Origin of the sequence: Micromonospora profundi (genome assembly GCF_011927785.1) — a bacterium.
Lineage (GTDB): Bacteria > Actinomycetota > Actinomycetes > Mycobacteriales > Micromonosporaceae > Micromonospora > Micromonospora profundi.
Window position 1 is genome coordinate 2,626,106 of the sequence record NZ_JAATJK010000001.1, and the last position, 21,722, is coordinate 2,647,827.

Below are 21,722 nucleotides of genomic sequence, written 5' to 3' on the forward strand. Positions count from 1 at the left end.
GGCCTTCGCACCGGGCGCGTACGGCGGTAGCGTTGCGCCACACTCGCGGCCGGGCCGGCGGTGCACCGCCGGCCCGGTGCCCCTTGATCGTACGGAGGATGGTGCATGTCCATCGGCGCTGAGCCGCTCGCAGCACGCGACGACGCGGCCTCTCGGCCGACCTTCGAACTCGCCCTGCGCGGCTACGACAAACGCCAGGTCGACCGGCACCTGGAGCAGCTCGATGGTCAGATCGCGATGCTCAGCGGCGAGCACGGGCGGTCCGCCGTGCGGGTCCGGGAGCTGACCGCCGAGGTGCAGCGGCTGCGTGCCGAACTGGCCGAACTGCACGAGCAGCCGGTGCAGGTGGACCGCGCGTCGTTCCAGGATCTGGGCCCGATGGTCGGTGAGATCCTGACCCTCGCCGAGAAGCAGGCCGCTCTCATCACCGAATCCGCCACCGACCGGGCGAACGAGCTGCGCGCCGAGGCGGAGCGGATCCTCACCGACACCCGCGAACGGGCCGCGCAGGCACGCCAGGACCTGTCCGAGGAGGTGGCCGCGCGGCGCGCCGAGCAGGAGCAGGCGTACGAGGAGCGGCGCAGCGTCGCCGAGGCGGAGCTGACCACGATCCGGGAACGCGCGGAGCAGCTGCGCGCTGACGGTGAGGCCGCGTACGAACGCGCGCAGCACGAGGCGAAGCGCATCACCGAACAGAGCGCGCAGCAGCTCAACCAGACGCGGGTGGCCGCCGACGCCCTGATGAAGTCGGCGCGTACCCAGATCCAGCAGGAGGTCCAGTCCGCTCGGGCCAAGAACCAGCAGGAGATGGCCCAGTGGCAGGCGGGGGTGGAGCGTGAGGTCGCCGAGCGGCGCAGCGCCGCCGAGCAGGAGATCGCCGAGCTGAAGGCCGCCGCCCAGGAGGAACTGGCCGAGCAGCGCAGCTCGACCGAGCAGCAGATCGCGTCGCTGCTGGCCGAGGCGCAGCAGCATGTGACCGAGCTGCGTAACCGCGCCGACGAGCAGGCCGCCAGCCACCGGGAGCAGCTCGCGGCGCTTCAGCAGGAAATCGAGGAGCGCCAGCGGGAGTCGACCCAGCTGCACACCGAGCTGGAGACCGCCGAGCAGCAACTCGCCGAGATCCGTGTCGAGGGCGAGACCCTGGAGAACGAGCTGTCCCGCATGCAGCAGCGGCTCGTCGAGGTGCGCCGGGACCTCACCGCCGAGGCGGCCCGGCTGGACGAGGCCCGCCGGGCCGGCGACTCCGCCGAGCGGCACGCCAAGGACGTCCGCGCCCGGGTGCAGCGGGAGGCGAAGCGGGTGGCCGACCTGGCCGCCGCCGCCGTGATGGCCGCCGCTGCCGGCGGTACGGAGACCGCTGAGTACCCAATGGTCGGCGCCCGTCCGCACGCTGACCGGCCGGTTGCCGGTCATCCGCTTGTCGAGCGGTTGATTCCCGACCGTCCCTCGGCGGACCGGCCGGTGAGCGACCACGGCGATGACGCCCGCGCCGACGGCGACCAGTCACACACCGACGAGGCCGGCGGCGACCAGACGCGAACCGACCAGCCCGGCGACGACCAGGCGCCACCCGACCAGCCCGAGGACGAACGGGCGGACCTGGCACCGTCCACCGAGCGTTCGGTCGTCTCCGGGGAACACGGCGGTGACGACCCGTTCCCGCGCCGGCTCGACGCTGACCCGACTCCGGTGCCGTTCCTACCGTTCGGGCAGCCGGTCAGCGAGAACGGCGCCGGCCGGCACTGACCTCGATGACGGCCCGGCCCGGCCCGCGCGGCGATCGCACGCGGAGTCGGGCCGGCAGTCGCTGTCCCTACCTAGGCAGGCTGTTGACGGCGGTCCCGGCTTACTGGCTGTGCTCCCGACTACCGGTGGCGCCGCTCGCGGCTCGGTGGGTCATCGCTGTCGACGGCATGGAGGAGGTGCCCGTTCTGCCCGAGTGGCGGGTTCATTTGCTATCGACCTACGACACGTCGACCAATACGGTCCTGGCTCAGGTCAAGGTGCGGTTGGATGGTCCTGCAGGCGTGGCGATCCTCGCGGACGCGCCGCCCACGTCCGGGCCGTAGCGGCTGCCGGCGGGCACCGGTACGTGTTGGTCAAGGCCAGCCAGCCGACGTTGTTCGCCCAGGTCAAACAACCGCCGTCGGCGCCGGTGCCGGTCGGGGACCTCGGCTGCGCCCTGATGGGTCTTCGGAGCGGGCCACTCCAACGGCCGGCGTCACCCGTGCCGGAGGGTGAGCCTTTTGGTGGCAGCCTGGGCGAGCCGGTCGAGTCGGTCGAACAGACCATCGGGGCCCTCGCCCTTGGCCTTGGTGATTGGCTGACTGACCTCGGTCGATCTGTCTGCCTGATGGTCGTTCGGCGGCACGACCGCCCGGTCGGCCTCCTCGATCAGTGCGCGCGCCTTCTCTTCGATCTGCCGCTTTTTCTCCTTCGACTCCCGGGCCTCGGCCTTCAGAGTTGACACGGTGAGCAGCCAGGCGTTGCCGAGTCGATTCGGGTCGTCGAAGATGCTCGTTTCCAACGGGGGTGAGGGATCGACGTAGTTGCTGGACGGCACGACCCAGAGTGCGTCCTCCACCACGTACCGCTGCTCAGGCTGCGCCGGCTGCGGCTCGTGCTCGTCCGATGGTGCCAATGCTCCTCCAATTCTCTTCGTCATCTCCACGCGAACTCCCCCGCGCCAAGGTCTTCCCGCTTGAGCAGGTCGTTGTAGTGAACGAGCTTCAGCGTGAAGCGGTAGGAGACGTAGGTCAGGTTCAGGGCTGAGATCACGCAGAGCACAACCCACCGCCAGTCGGTGATTCCAACGAACGTGAGGTGTTCGAGGGTGCTCCCCTGCGGGGCTGGCAAAGCCGGCGGCGGAGAGCCTAGGTAAAGAATGACCGCGACCACCGAGACTGCACCGCTGACGATAAGGGACAGGCGTGCGAGCATTGAGCCTCCGACGAGGGCGTTGTTGTCCGACGCCATCCCGAACCAACCCGCGGCAACCGCGGGCAGCGCGAGCATCAGAGCCGGCAGACCGCCCACCTGAGCTCCCTGCGGGCTGGTGATCAGGTTCCCGGCAACCGCGATGAGCAGCGTCGTCGCCACTGCGGTGACCACTGCGCGGCCTCTGGCACCAGGCGGCACCTCCTTGAACCGGGCGATCAACTGAAGGTCCCGCATCTTCGGTGACTCCTGGGCATAACCACGCATATATACATGGACAAAGCTTTGCCCGCGCCTCCGACGCACCCGGAAGTGGTGGTCCACCTCGGCGGTCGGACCAGTTTCGTGCGCGCAGAGGCCCTTCTTGTCGTGCTCATCCTGCTGGCCGTGTGGACGCCTACCGCGCCACCGCCGTGTCGCTAACGTACGGCAGTGGCGGCACTGAAGGAACTGTTTGAGCACGTACTTGTTGGACGGTGCGTTGACCCTCAGGTGGTAACTGTCGGCGGTAAGCGCCAACTCCACCGGGACCGCCACCTGATCGGGCTTGAGGCCAAGGCCGAGGCGGAGCAATCCCCCCCACCCCCTCACGAGCGAGGATGGGATGAAGGTGCGCTCATACTTGAGCAGGAGGCGGCCGCTGGACAGGTCGGCTGTAGGGATGACGGCGACGATGGGGTACGACGAACTGAGCGCGGCGACGTACTTCCGGACCCGCTGCCGGCTCTCATCGTCACGGAATTTGATCTTCTCTAGGATGACGTCCATCCGTCGATCGACGATCTGGCTGTTCATCGGTCCGCGAGTGGCCACGATTTGCAGGAGTGCAAGCTCCGCTGCGCGTTCCACCTCCTCGAGCATGCGGTGCTCAGGAGTGGGCTGCTGACCGGCGGACATCTCGACCAGCAGCCGCAATCCGGCCGACGCCAGCCGGACGGATTCCTCGTACGACATCGTGGTTAACGATTCCCCTCGCGCGGACCGAAGGTGGAAGTTGTCCACCAACTCGCCCTTGAGCGGTTGCAGGACCGGTACGTACAGCATTCGGCCGCCATCGTCGGCGTCGGGCAGGGAGAAGGATATCGAGACCTGCTGCACCACGGCTCGTTCGTCGAGATCGATGGTCTCGGTCAGACGGGAACGGCGTCGGGCCGGGTCGACGACCAACTCCACAAACATCGCGATCGCCTTGCGGTCATCCTCGGTGATCCGGCTGGCCGCCGAACTCTGCAGGCTCTGTAGCCACGCGACATCTGGCTGGACGGGCGGCTCAGGGTCAACGGTCTCATGGTTCAACCGATCACGCAGCCGCCTGAAGATCAATATTCCGACGCCGGCCGCAAGGAGGAAGAAGACAATACGCGCGACCGCTTCGAGTAGGTCTCCATGCTGGCCGACCCAGCCCCCGCGCGCCTCAAACCGGTACCGGAGCCAGCCCGTGCTGCCTGCCAGCATCACGAGAGGTAGAGCCACGATGAAGATGCCGAGGTTCATCAACGTCTTTCGGGTGCTACGTCGCTCCTGCACGGACCACGCCCTCCACCCGCCAACAGCGAAGCGTACTCAGGGAAATACACTTTGCTACAGGGCTGCGCACCTGTCGACCCCACATGGCGACGGACCGCTGGGGAAACAATTCCGCTCTACAAATCAATTCTGCACGTCAACCACCGATAGTGGAGCACCACCATCTGCGGTTGCCCAACATCGATCGACGGCTGCCGTTATGGCATCGTTATGCCAATGCTTGCCCACCTCATCCATTCGGGCTGACATACGCAGCTCATCCGCTCGGTGGCCTTGGCATGATCGGGCACGGTTGACCCTGTTAGGTGAATTGATCAAACCTAGTGTTGCACCAACGTCGCCACTGGTCGTACTTGCGCGACAGCCGCTCGTCGTTCAGCCACAAGGCACAAAACCTCGCCATTCTCAACCCAGAATCGGCGGATCACGCCGATCAAGGCGCGCCCAGAAAGGCCGGTCCTAGCCGGCGTAGAGCAGCAGCAGGCCGGCGACGGTGTAGGCGACCATCAGCGCCAGCAGCGGGAGTTGGCCCGCCACCGCGCGTGCCCGGGGAAACAGGTACAGGGCGCGGTCGTGGGCGAGCAGCGTCCCGAGCAGGTGCCCGAGGATGATGACGGTGATCTGGAGACTTGCCACTCCGGACGGTGTGACAAGCCCGGTGTGCGGCTGCCAGCCCGCGGTGCCCAGCCAGTTCGCGCCGGTGTCCAGAGGGTCGGAGAGCAGCGCGACGGTGCGCTGGCCTTCGAGGATCAGCAGCGAGTAGTAGTGCGCCACCACGTAACCCACAGCGATCGGCACGATCGAGTGGGCGATCTCCCCCGGCGCCCGCCGGACCGACCCCGCGCCCTCGGCAAAGGCCGGACCGTCGGTCGGGACCGTGTCACCGGGTTGTCCGGTCCGGCCGATGCGGGCGGCGGCGGTCACGGCGGCGAGGTACGCGACGGCGACGACACCGATGACCACGGCCAGCCCGGCGGTGCCGGTGACCGCCGGGGGCAGGCCGTTCTCCTGGGAGAAGCGCAGCCAGGCCGGGGCGTTGGAGAGACTGTCGAACATTGTCGAGCCGAGCAGCACGATAACCACGGCGACCAGCCCGGGGCGGGGCCGAAGCCCGGCGATGCCGTCCAGCGGATTGCGCCACACCAGCACGCCGTCGGCGGCCCGACCGATCGGGGCGAGCCGGCCGACAAGCGCGCTGTAGACCTCGAACGGGTCGGCCCGGTCGAACCAACCCGCGCCGAACAGTGCCGCTCCGGCGAGCATGAGCACGGCGTACCCGGCGAGCCACGCGCCGATGACCGGCAGTGTGGCCCGGTCCGGGGCGACCAGTTCCAGCCAGACGAAGCCGAGCAGGGTGCCGGCGGCGGGCCACAGGCCCAGGCCGGGCGGCAGTTGGCGGATGCCACGCTCGGGGTCCCGCCGCACGGCAAGCGCGACGAGCAGGTGGACCGTACGCAACGGGTTGACAGCACGCCAGACCGGGCCGATCAGCAACGAGACGGGCACCAGCCCGACCCAGAGCAGCACGTAGAGCGCACCGGCCGTCGGGTTGTCGGCGGTGTCCGGCCCGGCGAGCAGGCCCACGCAGAACCAGGCGGCGGCGAGCAGCCCCAGCCCGCGCAGCACCGCCCGGAACGCGGGGGCGTCGACGAGGCGGGCCAGCCACCCCGGCACCGGCCGGCCGCCGATCGCGTCCCGGTCCAGGCGGGGCTCGCGCCAGAGCACGCCGAGCGCGACGAACGTGACGACAAGGGTCAGGGCCGCGGCGACGACGAGCTGTCCCAGCGTGATGGGCAGGTCCTGACGGCCGCCGACGCCGTGCGCCAGCAGCGACGGAGCGCCGCTCATCCCGCTCAGCGCACGACGAGCTGGAACAGCACCAGCTCGCTGTCGTGCGTCTCCACCTCGAACAGGCCTGTCTTGTCGGCGCGGAACTCCACCGAGCCTGCAACGCCGGCCGGCAGTCGGGCACCCAGGTCGTACCCGTGCACGTGCAGCTCGTCATCGACGTCCGAGGTGACGGTGATCCGGATCGACTCGCCCTTGCCCACCGTGACCCGGCCGGTCGGCGGGTTGACCCGCCGCTTGGCGATGGTCACGGTGATCTCCCGGTCGACAGCTGGTGTGCTGGGGCTGGCGCTGGGAGTGGGGCTGTTCGTCGCCGTCGGGGTGGTGGTCGGTGCGGCGGCGGACGTCGGTGCCGCCGACGGTGCGGCCACGGACGGGTCGTCGTCCTGCCCGCAACCCGTGACGAGCAGCGTGGTGAGCAGGCCGGTGGCGAGGAGGGCGGGAAGGCGGGAACCGGGGGCGCGAACGAACACGGGCGGACTCCGAACGACGCGGGGGACGGGGTGGAGATGATCGTCGGGGAGGTGAACTCTACGTCTTGTTCGGCACCGGGGAAATGACATGATGAACGAATGCGATCGAGGTCTGCCACTTTCTGTCACGTCCTGGGCCGTGCCACGGCGGCGCTGGTCGCGATGCTTGTGGTGACGCTGCTGTGGCCCGCCTCCGCGGCGTCCGCCCACGGTCAGTTGGCCACCTCCACCCCGTTGACCGGCACCGTGGTCCGGGAGCCGCTCGCCCAGCTCGGCTTGTACTTCACCGAAAAGCCCGCCGACAACGCGCACTTCACCGTCACCGGCCCGAACGGCACCCGAGTGGACAACGGCTGGTCGAACGGCGAGCCGAAGCGCCTGGACAAGCCCGTCCAGGAGTACTTCATGGTCAACGGTGTCTTCGAACCACGGCTCTACCACACGGGTTTCCCGGCCATGGTGGCTGTCGCGCACTGGCCGGCGAAGGGTAGGTACACCGCCAGTTACCTCTCGGTCGCCTCGGACGGCGAGGCGGTGCGGGGCGCAGTGACGTTCGACTACCAGGGCCCGAGCACGGCGGCACCGGCCGGCTGGACGCCCCCCACCGACGAACCGTCCCCCGCCCTGCTCGCACAGGTCGAAGGTCATTCGTCGGCGTCCGCCGTGCCGGCCGCGACCGCCGCCGCTGTCACCCCGGCGGCGCAGCCGGAGGCGTCCGAGCCGGACGGCGGGCTCGCGCCCTGGCTGGTGCCCGCCGCTGTCGTGGTGGCCGTCGGCGCGATCATCGTCGTGGCGGCCCGCCGCAAGCCGGCCTCACCACGACAGGGCGCAGCCCGCCCGCGCGCGGCGACGAAGCGCACGCCGTCGCGGTCCGGCAACGCGCCCCGACAGCGCCCGGGTGGGAGCCGCAAGCCGGCCCGCCGCGGCCGCCCGCAGGGCTGAACACCCGCCTCCCGTACCGTCGCCGAACGGACGAAGCGAGCCGCCGACCGCCGGATGACATGATGTGCCGACAACAGCTCTCGCGACGAGGAAGGTGCTGCTGTCTCATGGCGCGCTTCGAGGCCGACCGGCGGGAGACCCGCACCGTGGCCGAGCAGTCCGCTCCCCCGATCGTCGACAGCATGACGTACGAGATGGCGACCGACCTGCGGGCGTTGCGCACGTTCGTGCACGCCGAGGCGCTGGCGCGAGGGCTGTCGCCGCAGCGGGTGGAACTGCTGACGCTCGCGGTGAGCGAGTTGGCCACGAACACGTTGCAGCACACCACCGGCGGGGGCCGGGTGCGGCTCTGGGCGGAGGAGGGCCACCTGGTCTGCGACGTTGTCGACCAGGGGCCGGTGCGGGTGTTCGGTCGGGGCATGCCCGCCGCCGACGCGGTACGCGGCCGAGGGCTCGCCATCGTCGAGCAGGTCTGCGACGAGGTGGCCGTGCTCAGCGACCCCGAGGGCACCGTGGTGCGGATCCGGCTGGGCATCTGAGCCGGCCGCGGGCGGCACGGGTACGACCGGGGGTGCGGGTTCGGCGGCGATCCGTCCGCGTACGGGCCGCGCAGGCTGCCACAATGCGGTCAGCCCGGACGGCGGCGCCGGGGGACGCAGACCCGGAGGGATGGCAGCATGCCGGACAGCGAACGCGAGGCGGAACTGCTCGACGCCGAGCGCACACTGCAGGCCGCGCAGCGGGCCGGCGACGTCGCCGCCCTCGATCAACTGCTCGTCGACCAGCTGATCGCTGTCGGTCCCGACGGTCGCCAGTACACCAAGTCGGAGGACCTGGCCACACACCGGGACCGCACCTCGGTCATCGAGGAGCTGGTCGAGGAGAGGTTGGATCTGCTGGTCGTCGGGGCGACCGGTGTGACGTTCTTCCTCGGCCGGGTGGCAGGGGTGATCGACGGTGAGCCGTTCGCGGCGCGTCTGCGCTACACCCGGACGTGGGTCCACGACGACCCGCACGGGTGGCGCGTCCTCGCCGCCCACATCGGCATCGTCTGACCCGGCCGGTGGACGTGAGGGCTAGGACGCGAGCGCCCGTTCGACGGTGGCGACGGTCGGCCCGACGCGCAGCACGCCGTCGTTTAGAGGTGTGCAGCGGACGCCACCCGTGGTGCGCAGCGCCTTCCACGCCCCGGGGCCGACAGTGACGTCCATCCACGCGCACGGGCGGGCGGCGCCGTTGACCCGCAGGCTGACCGGGCCGTCGCCGGAGTCGAGGACGAGCACCTTTCCGATCATCTCGTCCACAGCGAGCCCCGTGGTGAGGATGTTGCGCCGCACCTGTGCCAGGCCGATGCCGGCGGGCAGGGACTCCTGGGCGATGATCGTCACGCTGGCGTCGCGGTGCGCCGGCTTTCCGAAGTAGCGGTCGCCCACGATGCCGAGGCCAGCCTGGATCTGGACGACGTCGACCAGTTCGCCGCGTGGCGCCGGGGCCGGGCCATCGGCGGGCCGGCCCACAAAGCGGTGCACCGGTGAGGCCAGCAACTCCACGATCCGCGACATGGCCCGCATTCTACGAACCAGACCTCGCGTCCCGGGTCGGCTCGGTGTTCCCCGCCATCTCAGACCGCCAGTGCGGCCCGGACCTCCCGTTCCGCCGAAGCGCCGCCGTCGCCGCGCGAGGTGACCCGGCCGGACTCCAGCACGTGGTAGCGGCTCGCCACCCGCAACGCGAAACCCAGGTGCTGCTCGACGAGGAGCACGCTGAAACCGGGTTGCCGGGTCAACTCGACGATCCGTTCCTGGATCTCCGCGACGACCGACGGCTGGATGCCCTCGGTCGGCTCGTCGAGCATCAACAGCCGCGGCCGGGTGATCAGCGCGCGGGCGATTGCCAGTTGCTGGCGTTGACCGCCGGAGAGCAGCCCGGCCCGTCGACGCAGGAGTGGACGCAACGCTGGGAACAGGTCCAGCACCTCCGCCGTGGCCACCGGACCGTCGCGCCGGCCGTCGGCGACCAGGCGCAGGTTCTCCGCCGCCGTCAGGTGCGGAAAACACTGCTGGCCCTGCGGGACGTACGCCATCCCGCGCGCCACCCGCTCGTGCGGCCCGAGGCGGGTCACGTCCTCGCCGTCGAGCTCGACAGTGCCGGCGCTCGGACGCAGCAGGCCTGCTGCGACCCGCAGCAGCGTGCTCTTTCCGGCGCCGTTGTGCCCGAGCACCGCGGCCACCCCGTCCGGCGGGACGGCCAGGTCGACTCCGTGCAGCACCCGACTGCGCCCGTATCCGGCGTGCACCCCACGCAGGGTCAGCATCATGCCTCCAGACCGCTGGTGGCCGACCCGGCGTCGACCGGGTGGCCGAGGTAGACCTCCTGTACGCGCGGGTCCGCCTGGACCTGCGCCACAGTGCCCTCGCTGAGCACCCGACCGGCGTGCAGCACTGTGACGCTGCGGGCGAACCGACGCAGGAAGTCCATGTCGTGCTCGATCACGACGACAGTGCGGTCGCGGCTCACCGTCTCCAGCAGGGCGCCGGTGGCGTCGCGTTCCTCGTGGCTCATCCCGGCGACGGGCTCATCGAGCAGCAGCAGCCGCGCGTCCTGCACCAGCAGCATGCCGATCTCCAACCACTGCTTCTGGCCGTGCGCGAGCGTCCCGGCGAGCTGGTCGGCCCGCCCGGCCAGCCCGATCGTCTCCAGAGCGGCGGCCACCTCGTCGGGAATGCTCCGGCGGCGGCGGACCAGTGTCGCCCAGCTACGCCGGGCGCCAGCGGCGATGTCGAGGTTCTGCACCACCGTCAGCTCCTCGAAGACCGTCGAGGTCTGAAAGGTCCGTCCGATGCCCAGCCGGCTGATCTTGTGCACCGGGCGGCCGAGCAGTTCCTGGTCGCCGAACCGGACCGAGCCGGTGGCCCGGACCAGGCCGGTGACCGCGTCCACGAGGGTGGTCTTGCCGGCACCGTTGGGCCCGATGAGGAACCGGATGTCACCGGCGGGCACCTCCAGCGACACACCGTCGACGGCCGTGAACCCGTCGAAGCTGACCCGTAGGTCACGGACGGACAACCCGTCCAACCGTTCGCCGCTCATGCTGTGCTGGCTGGGCACGCGCTCACGGCCCTCCCTGCGCTCGGTGCGTTCGCTCATGCCACCGGCACCTCCGTCCGCTCCGCCCGCCGTCGACGCAGCGGCGACCACGTGCGCCGGCCCGGTAGCGCGCCGCCGTCGCGGCGGCGGGCCAGCGCCCACAGCGACGCCAGGCCGCCGGGAAGGAACGCGACAACCACCACGAACAGCAACCCCTGCAGGTACGTCCAGGTGCCGGGGAACCGCTCGGAGAGGGCGGTACGCGCCCAGGCCACAGCGACCGCGCCGAGAACCGGGCCGAGCAGGGTGGCCCGGCCACCCACAGCGACCCCGATGACGAACTCGATCGACGGGACGATGCCGATCAGCGCCGGCGAGATGATGCCGACCGCCGGCACGAACAGCGCCCCGGCCAACCCCGCCATGCCTGCGGCCACCACGTACGCGACGAGCTTGACCGACGCCGGGTCGTAGCCGAGGAAACGGACCCGTTCCTCGCCGTCGCGGACCGCCACCAGCAGCTCGCCGTAGCGGCTGTGGATGAGTTGACGGGCCAGCGCGAGCAGCGCCAGCAGGACACCGGCGATGATGAAGTAGACCATCCGCTGGTTGACCGGATCGTCAAGGTCGTAGCCGAAGAAGCCCTCGATGTCGGTGAGCCCGTTGGTGCCGCCTGTGGTGCCCTGCTGGCCGATCAGCAGGATCACCATGGCGGCGGCGAGGGCCTGGCTGAGGATGGCGAAGTACGCGCCCCGCACCCGTCGGCGGAACACCAGCGAGCCGAGCCCGAACGCGACAGCCATGGGCAGCAGCACCGTGGCCGGCAGCGCGAACCACGGGCTGGCGAAGGGCCGCCACCACACCGGCAGTTCGTCGAGCTGCCCGTACAGCTGCATGAAGTCGGGCATCCCACCGGGACCCGCGTCGGCGAGCTTGAGATGCATGGCCATCGCGTAGCCGCCGAGACCGAAGAAGACGCCCTGACCGAGGGTGAGCATCCCGCCCCGGCCCCAGGCGATCCCGATGCCGACCGCGACCATTGCCACACAGAGGTACTTGGCGAGCAGCGACAACCGGAAGTCCGACAGCACCAGCGGCGCCACGGCGAACAGCAGCGCCGCGCCGAACGCGAAGCCCGCCACCGCCCGTAGCCGCGACCGGCCGCCGGGCGGGTTCGGCGGTACGGCGCCGGCGGGTGCCGGTTGCACGGCGGTGTCCGGTCGGGCGGGTGTCACGGCGGTCATGCGAGGCTCCTGGTCCGCAAAGTGAACAGGCCCTGTGGTCGCCACTGGAGGAACGCGACGATCGCCACGAACACGATCACCTTGGCGACGCTGAGGGTGGTCAGGTACTCCCCCGTGGCCTGGAGCACGCCGAGGGCGAAGGCGACGATCACGGTGCCCTTGAGCTGACCGATCCCGCCGACCACGACGACCAGGAAGGCGTCGATGATCAGGTTGGTGCCCATCGTCGGGCCGATCGGGCCGAGCAGGGTGAGCGCCACACCGGCGAGCCCGGCCAGGCCGGAGCCGATGAAGAAGGTCGTCCGGTCGACCCGGGCGGTGGGGATGCCCGAGACGGCGGCGAGGTCGCGGTTCTGCACGACGGCGCGGATCCGACGGCCGAGCGGGGTGAGCCGCAGCGCCAGTGTGAGCGCAGCGACGGCGGCCAGGGCCAGGGCGAGGATGAAAAGGCGGTTGTTGGCGACGGTCAGGCCGCCGGGCAGCGCCACGTTGCCGGTGAGCAGCTCCGGCGCGCGGGTCTGCACGTTCGGGCTGCCGAAGACGTCACGGGCCAACTGTTGCAGCATCAGCGACACGCCCCAGGTGACCAGCAGGGTGTCCAGCGGACGGGCGTAAAGCCTGCGGATCAGCAGAATCTCCAGCAGCACACCCATGGCGCCGGCCACCACGAACGCCACCGGCAACGCGATGAGCAGCGACATCCCGGCGCCGGTGATGCTCTGTTGCAGCACGTACGTGGTGTAGGCGCCGGCCATGATGAACTCGCCGTGCGCCATGTTGATCACGTTCATCTGCCCGAACGTCAGCGCCAGACCGAGCGCGATGAGCAGCAGCACCGCGCCGATGCTGATGCCTGTGAAGAGTTGACCGAAGAGGACTGTCACGGTGCGTACTCCGAACTGCTTGTCGGGTGGCCTGGGCGGGCCGCGCGGCAACACGGCCCGCCCGGGCCGGCATCGTCAGCTCAGGCCGCTCGCCCACGGGTAGCTCTTGAGGTACGGGTCCGGCTCGATCGGCTTGCCGGAGTTCCACACCTCGGTGATCAGACCGTCGGCACCGACCTTGCCGATCCGGGCGGTCTTCGCGATGTGCTGCGTCTCCCCGTCGACGGTGACCAGACCTTCGGGCGCGTCGAAGGTGATCCCGTCGGATGCAGCACGAACCTTCTCCACGTCGAACGCGCCGGCCTTCTCGACCATCGCCTTCCACAGGTACACCCCGACGTACGCGGCCTCCATCGGGTCGCTTGTCGGCTTGTCCGCGCCGTACTTCGCCTTGTACGCGGCCACAAACTTCGCGTTCGCCGCGCCGGGCGTGGTCTGGTAGTAGTTCCAGGCGGTCAACTGGCCTTCGAGATACTGCGTGCCGATGCCCTTGACCTCCTCCTCGGCGATCGACACCGACACCACCGGCATCGCGGCTGCGGTCAGGCCTGCCGACTTGTACTCCTTGAAGAAGGCCACATTGCTGTCGCCGTTCAGGGTGTTGAAAACGGCGGCGGCACCGGAGGACTTGACCTTGTTGACGATCGTGCCGAACTCGGTCGAACCCAGCGGGGCGTAATCCTCGCCCAGCACGTTCATCCCGTTCGCCGTCGCGTACGCCTTGATGATTTTGTTTGCCGTACGCGGAAAGACGTAGTCGCTGCCGACCAGGTAGACCGATTTGACGCCCTGCGCCTTGAGGTAGTCGAGGCCGGGAACGATCTGCTGGTTCGTCGTCGCACCGGTGTAGAAGATGTACGGCGACTGCTCCAGTCCCTCGTACTGCACCGGATAGAACAGCAGCGCCTTGTTCTTCTCGAACACCGGTTTGACCGCCTTGCGGCTGGCCGACGTCCAGCAGCCGAAGACGGCGGCGACGCGATCCTCGGAGATGAGTTTCTCGGCCTTTTCAGCGAAGGTGGGCCAGTCCGATCCGCCGTCCTCGCCGACCGGCTGGATCTTCTTGCCGAGGACGCCGCCGGCGGCGTTGATCTCCTCGACGGCGAGCATGATGGAGTCGCGGACGGTGACCTCGCTGATCGCCATGGTCCCGGACAGCGAGTTGAGCAGGCCCACCTTGACGGTGTCGCCGGAGATGTCAGCGCTGACGCCGGCCGCGCCGCCCTCGTCGCTGGTCTTGCTGCCGCACGCGGTCATCGCGGCCGCGGCGACCAGGGTCATGGCACCCGCCAGGATGCGGCGGCCCCGGAATAGTGACATCAATTCTCCCCTGCGGTGCACGTGAAGTGGCGAATGGACGTTCGGCGCCATCGACCGGGCGGTCGTGGCTGCGTCGATGTCGTGCCTGACGGTGCGGTGCGGTCCGTGGAGCTGAGGCGGGCGATGTCTGGTGCGGCGGGTGGACGTCGACCGGGCATCGGCTCGGATATGGGCACCGAAAGCGTCGACCGGCATCATTGCGTCAAGGTTTCCCAGTCCTTAATTGACTGTTTCCGCGCCACCGCTCGACGGATACGCGAAAACGGACCGCCACCGCGCTGAATAGCGATGTCGGCCCGTCAAAGGAATCTGCGGATCAGTGCGACCACAATGGTCGGCGGGCGATTCCGCCGGCGGTGGGCGCACATTTGTGGGGTCCGGCCCGCAAGCCAGATCCTTCACACAGGAAGCATCTTAGGGCCGTGCCGGGTGCCGCTGTCAAGCACCGGCGCCGCGCTGGTGCGATCGTCAGGCGCCGATCGTCGCCGACCGGGTGCTGCACCGGTCAGAGCTGGGCGAGCACCGTGAAGTCGAGCCCGTCTGCCTCGGCCAGGTAGATCCGCTGCCGCACGTGCCGTTGCCGCAGCCGCAGCCGCCCACGCGGCCCGTGGTACGCCACGTCGTCGGCCGCCGTCTCTATCGCCCGCACGTCGAGGGTCCGTGCCTGTCCGATGAGGGCGGCCAGCAGCATCACACCCTCGTAACAGGACTCTCCCAGGCTGCCCAGCGGCGGCGCCTCCACCCCGAACCGACGGGCGAACTCCCCGTGGAAGTCGAGGTTCTCCTGGGTCACCAGGCCGGCGAAGAAGCCCGCCGTGCTGTATAGCCGCCGAGTCGCACCGGCACCGCTGGCCAGCAGCATGTTCTCGTCCATGAGGGTGCTCAGGCGCAGGCAGCGCTGGTCCAGACCGGACCGGGCGAACGCCCTGTTGAAACGAACCGCGTCGGCGCCGACGAGAAGCATCAGCACCGCGTCGGCGTCGCTGTGCTCGATGCGGCGCAGCACCTCGTCGAAGTCGTGCGTCTCCAGCGGCAGGAAACCCAGTCCCACCACCTGACCACCACCTCGCAGCGCGTACCGCTGGGCCGCCCGCGCGGTACGCCGGGGCCACACGTAGTCGTTGCCCACCACGAACCAGCGGCGTACGCCCTGCTCCCCTGCGAGCAACCGCATGGCCGGCCACAGTTGGGCGTCCGGCGTCTCACTGGTGAGGAAGACCCCTTCGGTACGCTCACCGCCCTCGTACAGGGCTGTGTAGACGTACGGCACCCGGTGCGCGACCCTGGGCGCCAGCGCCTGGCGCACCGACGAGATGTGCCATCCGGTCACGCCCTGCACGGCACCGACCGACACGAGCGCCTCGACCTCGGCGGCCACCTGGACGGGCGGGGCGCCGCCGTCGACCGGAACGAGCCGCACCTCCCGGCCCAGCACCCCGCCACACCTGTTGATCTCCTCGACCGCCAGTTGGGCGCAGAGTTCACAGGTCGGGCCGAACATTCCCGCCGGCCCACGCATCGGGTACACCAGCGCGATGCTGACCACGGCCGAATCGACGGTGAGCCACGGCGCTGCCGGCGCGGACATGAGCACATGATTGCCCGGCCCTGGTCGGAAGACCAGACCTCACCACTGACCGGGACGACTCGGTAGCATGGCAGGGCCACCGGACCAGGGAGATCCATGTCAGACGTGCCCGGGGCGCCAGCCGACCTGCTGCGCTCGCTCACTCGCGCCGAACGGCTGCTCTCCCGCCGGTTGGGCGCCGTCCTGGCCGAAGACGGGCTGACCATCGAGGCGTGGCGGGTGCTCTGCCTGCTCGCCGACGGTCAGGGCCACCCGATGAGCGAGGTGTCCGCCGAGGCGTTCCTGCCGCCCGGCACCCTCACCAAGCTTGTCGATCAACTCGTCGACCGTAACCTCGTCTTCCGCCGCGTAGACGTGCTGGACCGCCGGCGGATCCGCGCGTACCTGACGGCCCGGGGCCGCCGCGAGCACGAGCGCATCGACCAGCAGATCCGGGCCAACCTCGCCGAGGTGGGCCTCCGGGACGCCACCGACCTGGCCGACCTGACCGACCAGCTCGCCACCCTGGTCGACCGTCTCGACCCGGCCTCCCGCCACGACCACAACCACAACCGCGACCACAACCACGACCGCGCGACCGCAGCGGGCCTGCACCGCTGACCTCCGCCTCCGCCCGGATGCCTGTACCCACACCGGCGGATACCCGCGCTCACACGAACGCCGGACGCCTGCCCCACATCAGAGCCCGGTGTCTGCGCCACATCAGAGCCCGCCACCGCCTGCCCCTCGCGCTTCCCAGGCCATCGCGGGCACCCCAGGCAGCCGCGAGGGTGCTGCGCCGATCCCGCCACAACGAACGCGCCGGTCGATGCCGAAACCTGGGTCCCGGTCGATGCCGAGAACCTGGGTCCCAGCAGCGATGCGGGCGCGGGTCCGAGCCATGGGTGGGGGCCGCCCTGGAGCAGCCCTCGGCGGGGCGGTTCTAGAGCGTGATACCTGTGAGTCATCTTGATGACTCACAGGTATCACGCTTCGGACCAACCTGCCCGAGCAGAGACGACTGCACCCCTTGGTCGCGGCCGTCAGTGGTTCCCTGGTCGTTGCCGTCAGTGCCGCGGGCGCGCCGGCGTCGTGCCACGCTCAATGCCTGCCGGCACGCGGTCACAGCCGGCGGCCCTCGACGGGCACCGCGACAGGACCGCTGCCGACGGGACCGACGGCGACAAAGCCGCTGCCGACAGGTCCGCCGCGGGCCGCGCACGCCGACGCCGAGGCGCAACGAGGTGGACGCCGCCCTCCGGGAGGCCCGTGCCGCCCAGCCGCCATGCCGTCTCTGCCGCCGCCGTGGCACCAGCCCTCAGCAAGCCCACCCGGCCGCGTGCGCGCGAGCCTCAACGGTCAGGTGGGCGCGCAGGGTGTGTGCGTCCGGGGCGGTCGCGGTCCACAGTGTTGCCGGCCCGTCTGCGAGGGGCAGTCGCACGACGGCTCCGTCGGCAAGCACCTGGGGTGGTTCGGCGGGTCGCGACGGGTCGACCACCAGCAGCGAGCCGGTGGCCTGCGCTCCGCCGAGCACTGCCGGGCCGGCCCAGCCGGGCGCGTGCGGCCCGACGGCCAGCGACTGCCGCAGCAGCGGCCGGCCGTCGTGGTCGACGTGGGTATGGACGACGGCGCTGCCGGGCGCCTCACCGAAACGGCCACAGATCAACTCGTCGCGCCAGCGCAGGCTTGCCCCTGCGGCCAGGTCGATGTGGGCTTCGGCGAGGTGCGCGCAACCGGCCGCCGCGACCAGTTGCTCCGGCAACCAGTGCAGCGTGGCGCCGGCGTGCACCGCCGCCCGCACGACCATCCAGGACACGGCACCGGGACGGCCGGGCAGGGCGACCGACGCGGCGACCGAGTGCACCCGTACCGCCGCCTCGGCCCCCACCTCGATGTCCAACCGGAGGTCGTCGCCGGCCAGCGGGCCGGCGGCGCCTCCCACGACGTACACCGTGGGGGTGCCGTTTCGGGCCGGGGTCTGACGCAGCAGCAGCGGCGTCTCGCCGTGCACCTCGACAAGGGTCGTGCCACCCCGCCCGTCGGCCCGGGCCACCAGCCGGGCGGACGCCCGCATCAGGTCGTGCCGGGCGACACGGCGAGTGGGTACAGAGCCGCGTGGTGGGCCAGTTCGTGCCGGATCCAGTCGGCGACCCGGCCCGCCGTTGGATCGGCCACGATGGACAGGAACAGGGTTGGCAGGTCACCGCGTCGGGCGCGGGCGTCCCGGTCCATCACCCCCAGGTCGGCACCCACCATTTGCGCAAGGTCGGTCTTGTTGATCACCAGGAGGTCGGCGGCGGTGACCCCCGGTCCGCCCTTGCGCGGCACCTTGTCCCCGCCGGCCACGTCGACCACGAAGATCTGCCGGTCGACAAGGCCCCGGCTGAAGGTGGCGGTGAGGTTGTCGCCACCGCTCTCCACAAGCACGAGGTCCAGCGGGCCGACGGTCTCGGCCAGTTCGTCCACGGCGTCGAGGTTGGCGCCGATGTCGTCGCGGATGGCCGTGTGGGGGCAGCAACCGGTCTCCACGGCGCGGATGCGCTCCGGATCGAGCACGCCGGCCCGCTTGAGAAAGTCGGCGTCCTCGGTCGTGTAGATGTCGTTTGTCACCACGCCGAGTCGCAACTCTCCGGCGAAGGCTCGGCAGAGCGCCGCCACCAGGGCGGTCTTGCCGGAGCCGACCGGCCCACCGATGCCGACGCGCAGCGCCCGGCCGGCCCGCGCCAGCGGCGGGTGCGGGTCCACCCCCGGTTCCGGGTGGGTATGCGGAACGGACTCGTCGTGCGGCACAGCGGTCGGCTCGGCGGCGGACGCGGGTACAGCGGTGTCAGGACGCAAAGAGACGCACCTCCCAGGTGGCATGGACTTCGGCTGAGATGTCGGCGAGTGGAGCGGCCGCGGCCGGCAGCCGCTCCGGTGGGTCGTCGGCGACCCGCGCCGCGTCGGCGGCGATGCCGTCGCAGGCGTCGGCGAGGCCGACCAGCAGGGCCTGGACCTGGTACGGGTCGAGGCCGAGCAGGCGTACGCCAGCGCTCGCCGCACCGGTCACCGTGCCGTACGCGGCGACGGTCGCGGTTTCGGTGCGGCTGAGGCCGGCGGCGGCGCAGAGCAGCCCCAGGACGAGCGGCTGGTGCGCTCCGCCGGGGGTGGTGGGCAGGTCGGCGAACGCGGCGTCCGGCCAGATCGCCCGCCCGGCGCGCAGCAGCGCCCGGCCCTGCCGGCGGGACACGGCGCGCAGCGCCGGGGAGGCGGTCCGCGCGTCCAGCTCGGCGTCGAGCCGCGCCAGGGCGGCCCCGGCGTGCTCATTCGCCCCGGTGCCGTCTGGCGCTGCCGCCCGGTGCGCCGCCGCCGCGAACGCCGCACCGACCAGTCCGGCGGTGGCCAGCCGGCCGATCAGGAACGCCTCCAACGAGGCCAGGTCGTCGACCCGGCCCGCCGCGACGGCCGCCTCCAGGCCGCCGGAGTGCGCGTGCGCGCCGGCCGGAAAGCGCCCGTCGGCAAGCAGCAGGAGCAGGCTGGACGTCGCCATCAGAACAGGAAGTACCGCTGGGCCATCGGCAGTTGGGGCACCGGGTCCGGTTCCACCACCTGACCGTCGATCCGGACCGTGAACGTGTCCGGCTCCACCTCGATCCGGGGCATCGCGTTGTTCTCCGGCAGGTCGGCCTTGCCCCGGGACCGTACGTCGGCGACGGGCACCACCCTCCGCCGCACATCGAGGCGGAGCCCGGCGTCGAGCGCGGCCGGGGCCACGAAGGTGAGGCTGGTGGCCGCCGCGGCAGCCCCGTACGCCCCGAACATCGGGCGCGGAAGCATGGGCTGCGGGGTGGGGATCGACGCGTTGGCGTCACCCATCTGTGCGTACGCGATCATGCCTCCTTTGATCACCAGGTGTGGGCGTACCCCGAAGAAGGCCGGGTCCCAGAGCACCAGGTCGGCGAGCTTGCCCGGCTCGACGGAGCCGATCTCCCGTTCCAGCCCGTTGGCCATGGCCGCGCAGATCGTGTATTTCGCGACGTACCGCCGGGCGCGGTGATTGTCGGCCGCGCCGTCGCCGGGCAGGGCGCCCACCCGTTCCTTCATCACGTGCGCGCTCTGCCAGGTCCGCAGGATCACCTCGCCGACCCGGCCCATTGCCTGGGCGTCAGAGCCGATGATCGAGATCGCCCCGAGGTCGTGCAGCAGGTCCTCGGCGGCCATCGTGGACGGTCGGATCCGGCTCTCGGCGAAAGCCAGGTCCTCCGGCACCGACGGATTGAGGTGGTGGCAGACCATCAGCATGTCCAGGTGCTCGGCGAGGGTGTTACGGGTGTACGGCCGGGTCGGGTTCGTCGAGGACGGCAGCACGTTCGGCTCGCCGGCCACGGTGATGATGTCCGGCGCGTGCCCGCCTCCGGCACCTTCGGTGTGGTACGAGTGGATGGCCCGCCCGCCGATGGCACGCAGGGTGTCGGCCACGAAACCGGCCTCGTTGAGGGTGTCGGTGTGGATCGACACCTGGACACCGGAGGCGTCGGCCACCCGTAGGCAGGCATCGATCGCCGCCGGAGTGGTGCCCCAGTCCTCGTGCAGCTTGAAACCGCCCGCGCCGGCCCGCAACTGTTCCCAGAGCGCCTCGGTGGAGACGGTGTTGCCCTTGCCGAGCAGCAGAATGTTCACCGGCAGCGTGTCCAGCGCCTCGTGCATCCGGGCCAGGTGCCACGCGTTCGGGGTGACGGTGGTGGCCCGGGTGCCCTCGGCGGGGCCTGTACCGCCGCCGACGAGCGTGGTGATGCCGCTGGCCAGCGCCTCGGTGACGATCTGCGGGCAGATGAAGTGCACGTGGGTGTCGACGGCGCCGGCGGTGAGGATCCGCCCGTTGCCGGCGATCACCTCGGTGGCCGGACCGATGACCAGGTCGGGATGGACGCCGGGCATGGTGTCCGGGTTGCCCGCACGGCCGAGGGCGACGATCCGGCCGTCGCGCAGCCCGACGTCGGCCTTGACGACTCCCCAGTGGTCGAGCACCACGGCGCCGGTGATGACGGTGTCGAGAGCGCCCTCGGCGCGGGTGGTCCGGGACTGTCCCATCGACTCGCGGATCACCTTGCCTCCGCCGAAGACCACCTCGTCGCCGCCGACACAGTGGTCGGTCTCCACCTCGATGAGCAGGTTCGTGTCGGCGAGACGGATGCGGTCGCCGGTGGTGGGGCCGTACAGGTCGATGTAGCGGTCCCGCCGCACGGCGCTCACCGCGCCGGCCCGTCGGCCGTCGGCGCGGCCTGGTCCAGCGGCCCGGCGCACTCCCCGCGCAGGCCCGGCACGATGCGCAGGCCGCCGAGGGGCACCAGGTCCACGCTGCGGCTGACGCCCGGCTCGAACCGTACCGACGTGCCTGCCGGTACGGCGAGCCGCTGCCCCCAGGCGGCGTCCCGGTCGAATGTCAGCGCCGGGTTGGTCTCGGCGAAGTGGTAGTGCGAGCCCACCTGCACCGGGCGGTCGGCGGTGTTGACCACGAGCAGCGTGGTCACCGGACGGCCGGCGTTGATCTCGACCGGGCCGTCGGCCGGCAGGATCTCCCCGGGGATCACGGGATCGGGTGGTGCACAGTCACGAGCTTGGTGCCGTCCGGGAACGTCGCCTCCACCTGCACCTCCCTCAGCAACTCGGGGATGCCGTCCTGGACGTCGTCGCGGGTGAGCACGGTCCGGCCGGCCGACATGAGGTCGACCACCGACCGGCCGTCGCGGGCGCCTTCGAGCAGGAACGCGGTGATGAGCGCGACGGCCTCGGGGTAGTTGAGTCGCAGGCCGCGCTCTCGGCGGCGGCGGGCGACATCGGCCGCGACGTGGACGAGCAGGCGGTCCTGCTCGTGCGGGCTGAGGAACACGGGATCTCCCGGTGGGATCGGCGT

The 21,722-nt window shown here is 70.7% G+C and carries 22 protein-coding genes; 5 read left to right on the top strand and 17 right to left on the bottom strand.

Annotated features, from left to right (window positions below):
- The first annotated feature begins 105 nt into the window (after positions 1-105).
- Positions 106-1,746, top strand: a complete 1,641-nt coding sequence (locus F4558_RS11650; protein WP_053659659.1) for a coiled-coil domain-containing protein — start codon at positions 106-108, stop codon at positions 1,744-1,746.
- 475 nt (positions 1,747-2,221) lie between these two features.
- Here F4558_RS11650 and F4558_RS11660 read toward each other — a convergent pair whose 3' ends face one another.
- The 4 genes from F4558_RS11660 to F4558_RS11675 all read right to left on the bottom strand — a co-directional run bounded on the left by F4558_RS11660 (position 2,222) and on the right by F4558_RS11675 (position 6,785).
- Positions 2,222-2,671, bottom strand: coding sequence for a hypothetical protein (locus F4558_RS11660; protein WP_157552919.1), 450 nt, complete (start codon positions 2,669-2,671; stop codon positions 2,222-2,224).
- The gene (locus F4558_RS11665) at positions 2,662-4,431 is read right to left on the bottom strand and encodes a hypothetical protein (RefSeq protein WP_167944024.1); all 1,770 of its coding nucleotides are present in this window, start codon (positions 4,429-4,431) and stop codon (positions 2,662-2,664) included. Before F4558_RS11665 ends, F4558_RS11660 begins: the two co-directional genes overlap by 10 nt.
- Before the next feature lie 492 nt (positions 4,432-4,923).
- The gene (locus F4558_RS11670; RefSeq protein WP_167944025.1) at positions 4,924-6,312 is read right to left on the bottom strand and encodes a hypothetical protein; all 1,389 of its coding nucleotides are present in this window, start codon (positions 6,310-6,312) and stop codon (positions 4,924-4,926) included.
- Positions 6,313-6,317: 5 nt separating this feature from the next.
- Complete coding sequence (locus F4558_RS11675; RefSeq protein ID WP_167944026.1) at positions 6,318-6,785, bottom strand: cupredoxin domain-containing protein; 468 nt, start codon at positions 6,783-6,785, stop codon at positions 6,318-6,320.
- A 99-nt stretch (positions 6,786-6,884) separates the two neighbouring features.
- Between F4558_RS11675 and F4558_RS11680 the strand changes: the two genes are divergently transcribed.
- The 3 genes from F4558_RS11680 to F4558_RS11690 all read left to right on the top strand — a co-directional run bounded on the left by F4558_RS11680 (position 6,885) and on the right by F4558_RS11690 (position 8,782).
- On the top strand, positions 6,885-7,727 hold the full coding sequence (locus F4558_RS11680) for a copper resistance CopC family protein (protein ID WP_167944027.1): 843 nt from the start codon (positions 6,885-6,887) through the stop codon (positions 7,725-7,727).
- Positions 7,728-7,834: 107 nt separating this feature from the next.
- Positions 7,835-8,266 carry an ATP-binding protein gene (locus F4558_RS11685; protein WP_167944028.1) on the top strand — a complete coding sequence of 144 codons (432 nt, stop codon included), beginning with the start codon at positions 7,835-7,837 and terminating at the stop codon, positions 8,264-8,266.
- Between the two features lie 138 nt (positions 8,267-8,404).
- Positions 8,405-8,782: a nuclear transport factor 2 family protein gene (locus F4558_RS11690; RefSeq protein WP_167944029.1), complete on the top strand. Its 378-nt coding sequence runs from the start codon at positions 8,405-8,407 to the stop codon at positions 8,780-8,782.
- 21 nt (positions 8,783-8,803) lie between these two features.
- Here F4558_RS11690 and F4558_RS11695 read toward each other — a convergent pair whose 3' ends face one another.
- From F4558_RS11695 to F4558_RS11725, 7 genes are all read right to left on the bottom strand, one after another.
- Complete coding sequence (locus F4558_RS11695; protein ID WP_053660040.1) at positions 8,804-9,289, bottom strand: molybdenum cofactor biosysynthesis protein; 486 nt, start codon at positions 9,287-9,289, stop codon at positions 8,804-8,806.
- Positions 9,290-9,348: 59 nt separating this feature from the next.
- Positions 9,349-10,041, bottom strand: a complete 693-nt coding sequence (urtE, locus tag F4558_RS11700; RefSeq protein WP_053659644.1) for an urea ABC transporter ATP-binding subunit UrtE — start codon at positions 10,039-10,041, stop codon at positions 9,349-9,351.
- On the bottom strand, positions 10,041-10,874 hold the full coding sequence (gene urtD / locus F4558_RS11705) for an urea ABC transporter ATP-binding protein UrtD (protein WP_245241307.1): 834 nt from the start codon (positions 10,872-10,874) through the stop codon (positions 10,041-10,043). Before urtD ends, urtE begins: the two co-directional genes overlap by 1 nt.
- Positions 10,871-12,058, bottom strand: coding sequence for an urea ABC transporter permease subunit UrtC (gene urtC / locus F4558_RS11710; RefSeq protein ID WP_167944030.1), 1,188 nt, complete (start codon positions 12,056-12,058; stop codon positions 10,871-10,873). The genes urtD and urtC overlap by 4 nt, the downstream gene beginning before the upstream one ends.
- Positions 12,055-12,942: an urea ABC transporter permease subunit UrtB gene (gene urtB / locus F4558_RS11715; RefSeq protein WP_053660036.1), complete on the bottom strand. Its 888-nt coding sequence runs from the start codon at positions 12,940-12,942 to the stop codon at positions 12,055-12,057. The genes urtC and urtB overlap by 4 nt, the downstream gene beginning before the upstream one ends.
- Before the next feature lie 75 nt (positions 12,943-13,017).
- Positions 13,018-14,262 (bottom strand): urea ABC transporter substrate-binding protein, encoded by a 1,245-nt coding sequence (gene urtA, locus F4558_RS11720; RefSeq protein WP_082377684.1) that lies wholly within the window; start codon positions 14,260-14,262, stop codon positions 13,018-13,020.
- Between the two features lie 505 nt (positions 14,263-14,767).
- A complete protein-coding gene (locus tag F4558_RS11725) occupies positions 14,768-15,850 on the bottom strand; it encodes a substrate-binding domain-containing protein (protein WP_053660032.1) in 1,083 nt (360 codons plus the stop codon).
- A gap of 96 nt (positions 15,851-15,946) precedes the next feature.
- On the opposite strand from F4558_RS11725, the gene F4558_RS11730 reads away from it, so the two are divergent.
- A complete protein-coding gene (locus F4558_RS11730; protein ID WP_082377662.1) occupies positions 15,947-16,450 on the top strand; it encodes a MarR family winged helix-turn-helix transcriptional regulator in 504 nt (167 codons plus the stop codon).
- 697 nt (positions 16,451-17,147) lie between these two features.
- Here the strand turns inward: F4558_RS11730 and F4558_RS11735 are convergent.
- The 6 genes from F4558_RS11735 to F4558_RS11760 are packed head-to-tail and all read right to left on the bottom strand — an operon-like array spanning position 17,148 to position 21,698.
- Positions 17,148-17,903, bottom strand: coding sequence for an urease accessory protein UreD (locus F4558_RS11735; protein WP_167944031.1), 756 nt, complete (start codon positions 17,901-17,903; stop codon positions 17,148-17,150).
- A complete protein-coding gene (gene ureG / locus F4558_RS11740; protein ID WP_082377661.1) occupies positions 17,903-18,667 on the bottom strand; it encodes an urease accessory protein UreG in 765 nt (254 codons plus the stop codon). Before ureG ends, F4558_RS11735 begins: the two co-directional genes overlap by 1 nt.
- Positions 18,657-19,358 (bottom strand): urease accessory protein UreF, encoded by a 702-nt coding sequence (locus F4558_RS11745; RefSeq protein WP_053659637.1) that lies wholly within the window; start codon positions 19,356-19,358, stop codon positions 18,657-18,659. Before F4558_RS11745 ends, ureG begins: the two co-directional genes overlap by 11 nt.
- The gene (locus F4558_RS11750; protein ID WP_053660030.1) at positions 19,358-21,061 is read right to left on the bottom strand and encodes an urease subunit alpha; all 1,704 of its coding nucleotides are present in this window, start codon (positions 21,059-21,061) and stop codon (positions 19,358-19,360) included. Before F4558_RS11750 ends, F4558_RS11745 begins: the two co-directional genes overlap by 1 nt.
- Positions 21,058-21,399 (bottom strand): urease subunit beta, encoded by a 342-nt coding sequence (locus tag F4558_RS11755; protein WP_053659635.1) that lies wholly within the window; start codon positions 21,397-21,399, stop codon positions 21,058-21,060. Before F4558_RS11755 ends, F4558_RS11750 begins: the two co-directional genes overlap by 4 nt.
- Complete coding sequence (locus tag F4558_RS11760; protein WP_167944032.1) at positions 21,396-21,698, bottom strand: urease subunit gamma; 303 nt, start codon at positions 21,696-21,698, stop codon at positions 21,396-21,398. Before F4558_RS11760 ends, F4558_RS11755 begins: the two co-directional genes overlap by 4 nt.
- Positions 21,699-21,722 lie beyond the last annotated feature (24 nt).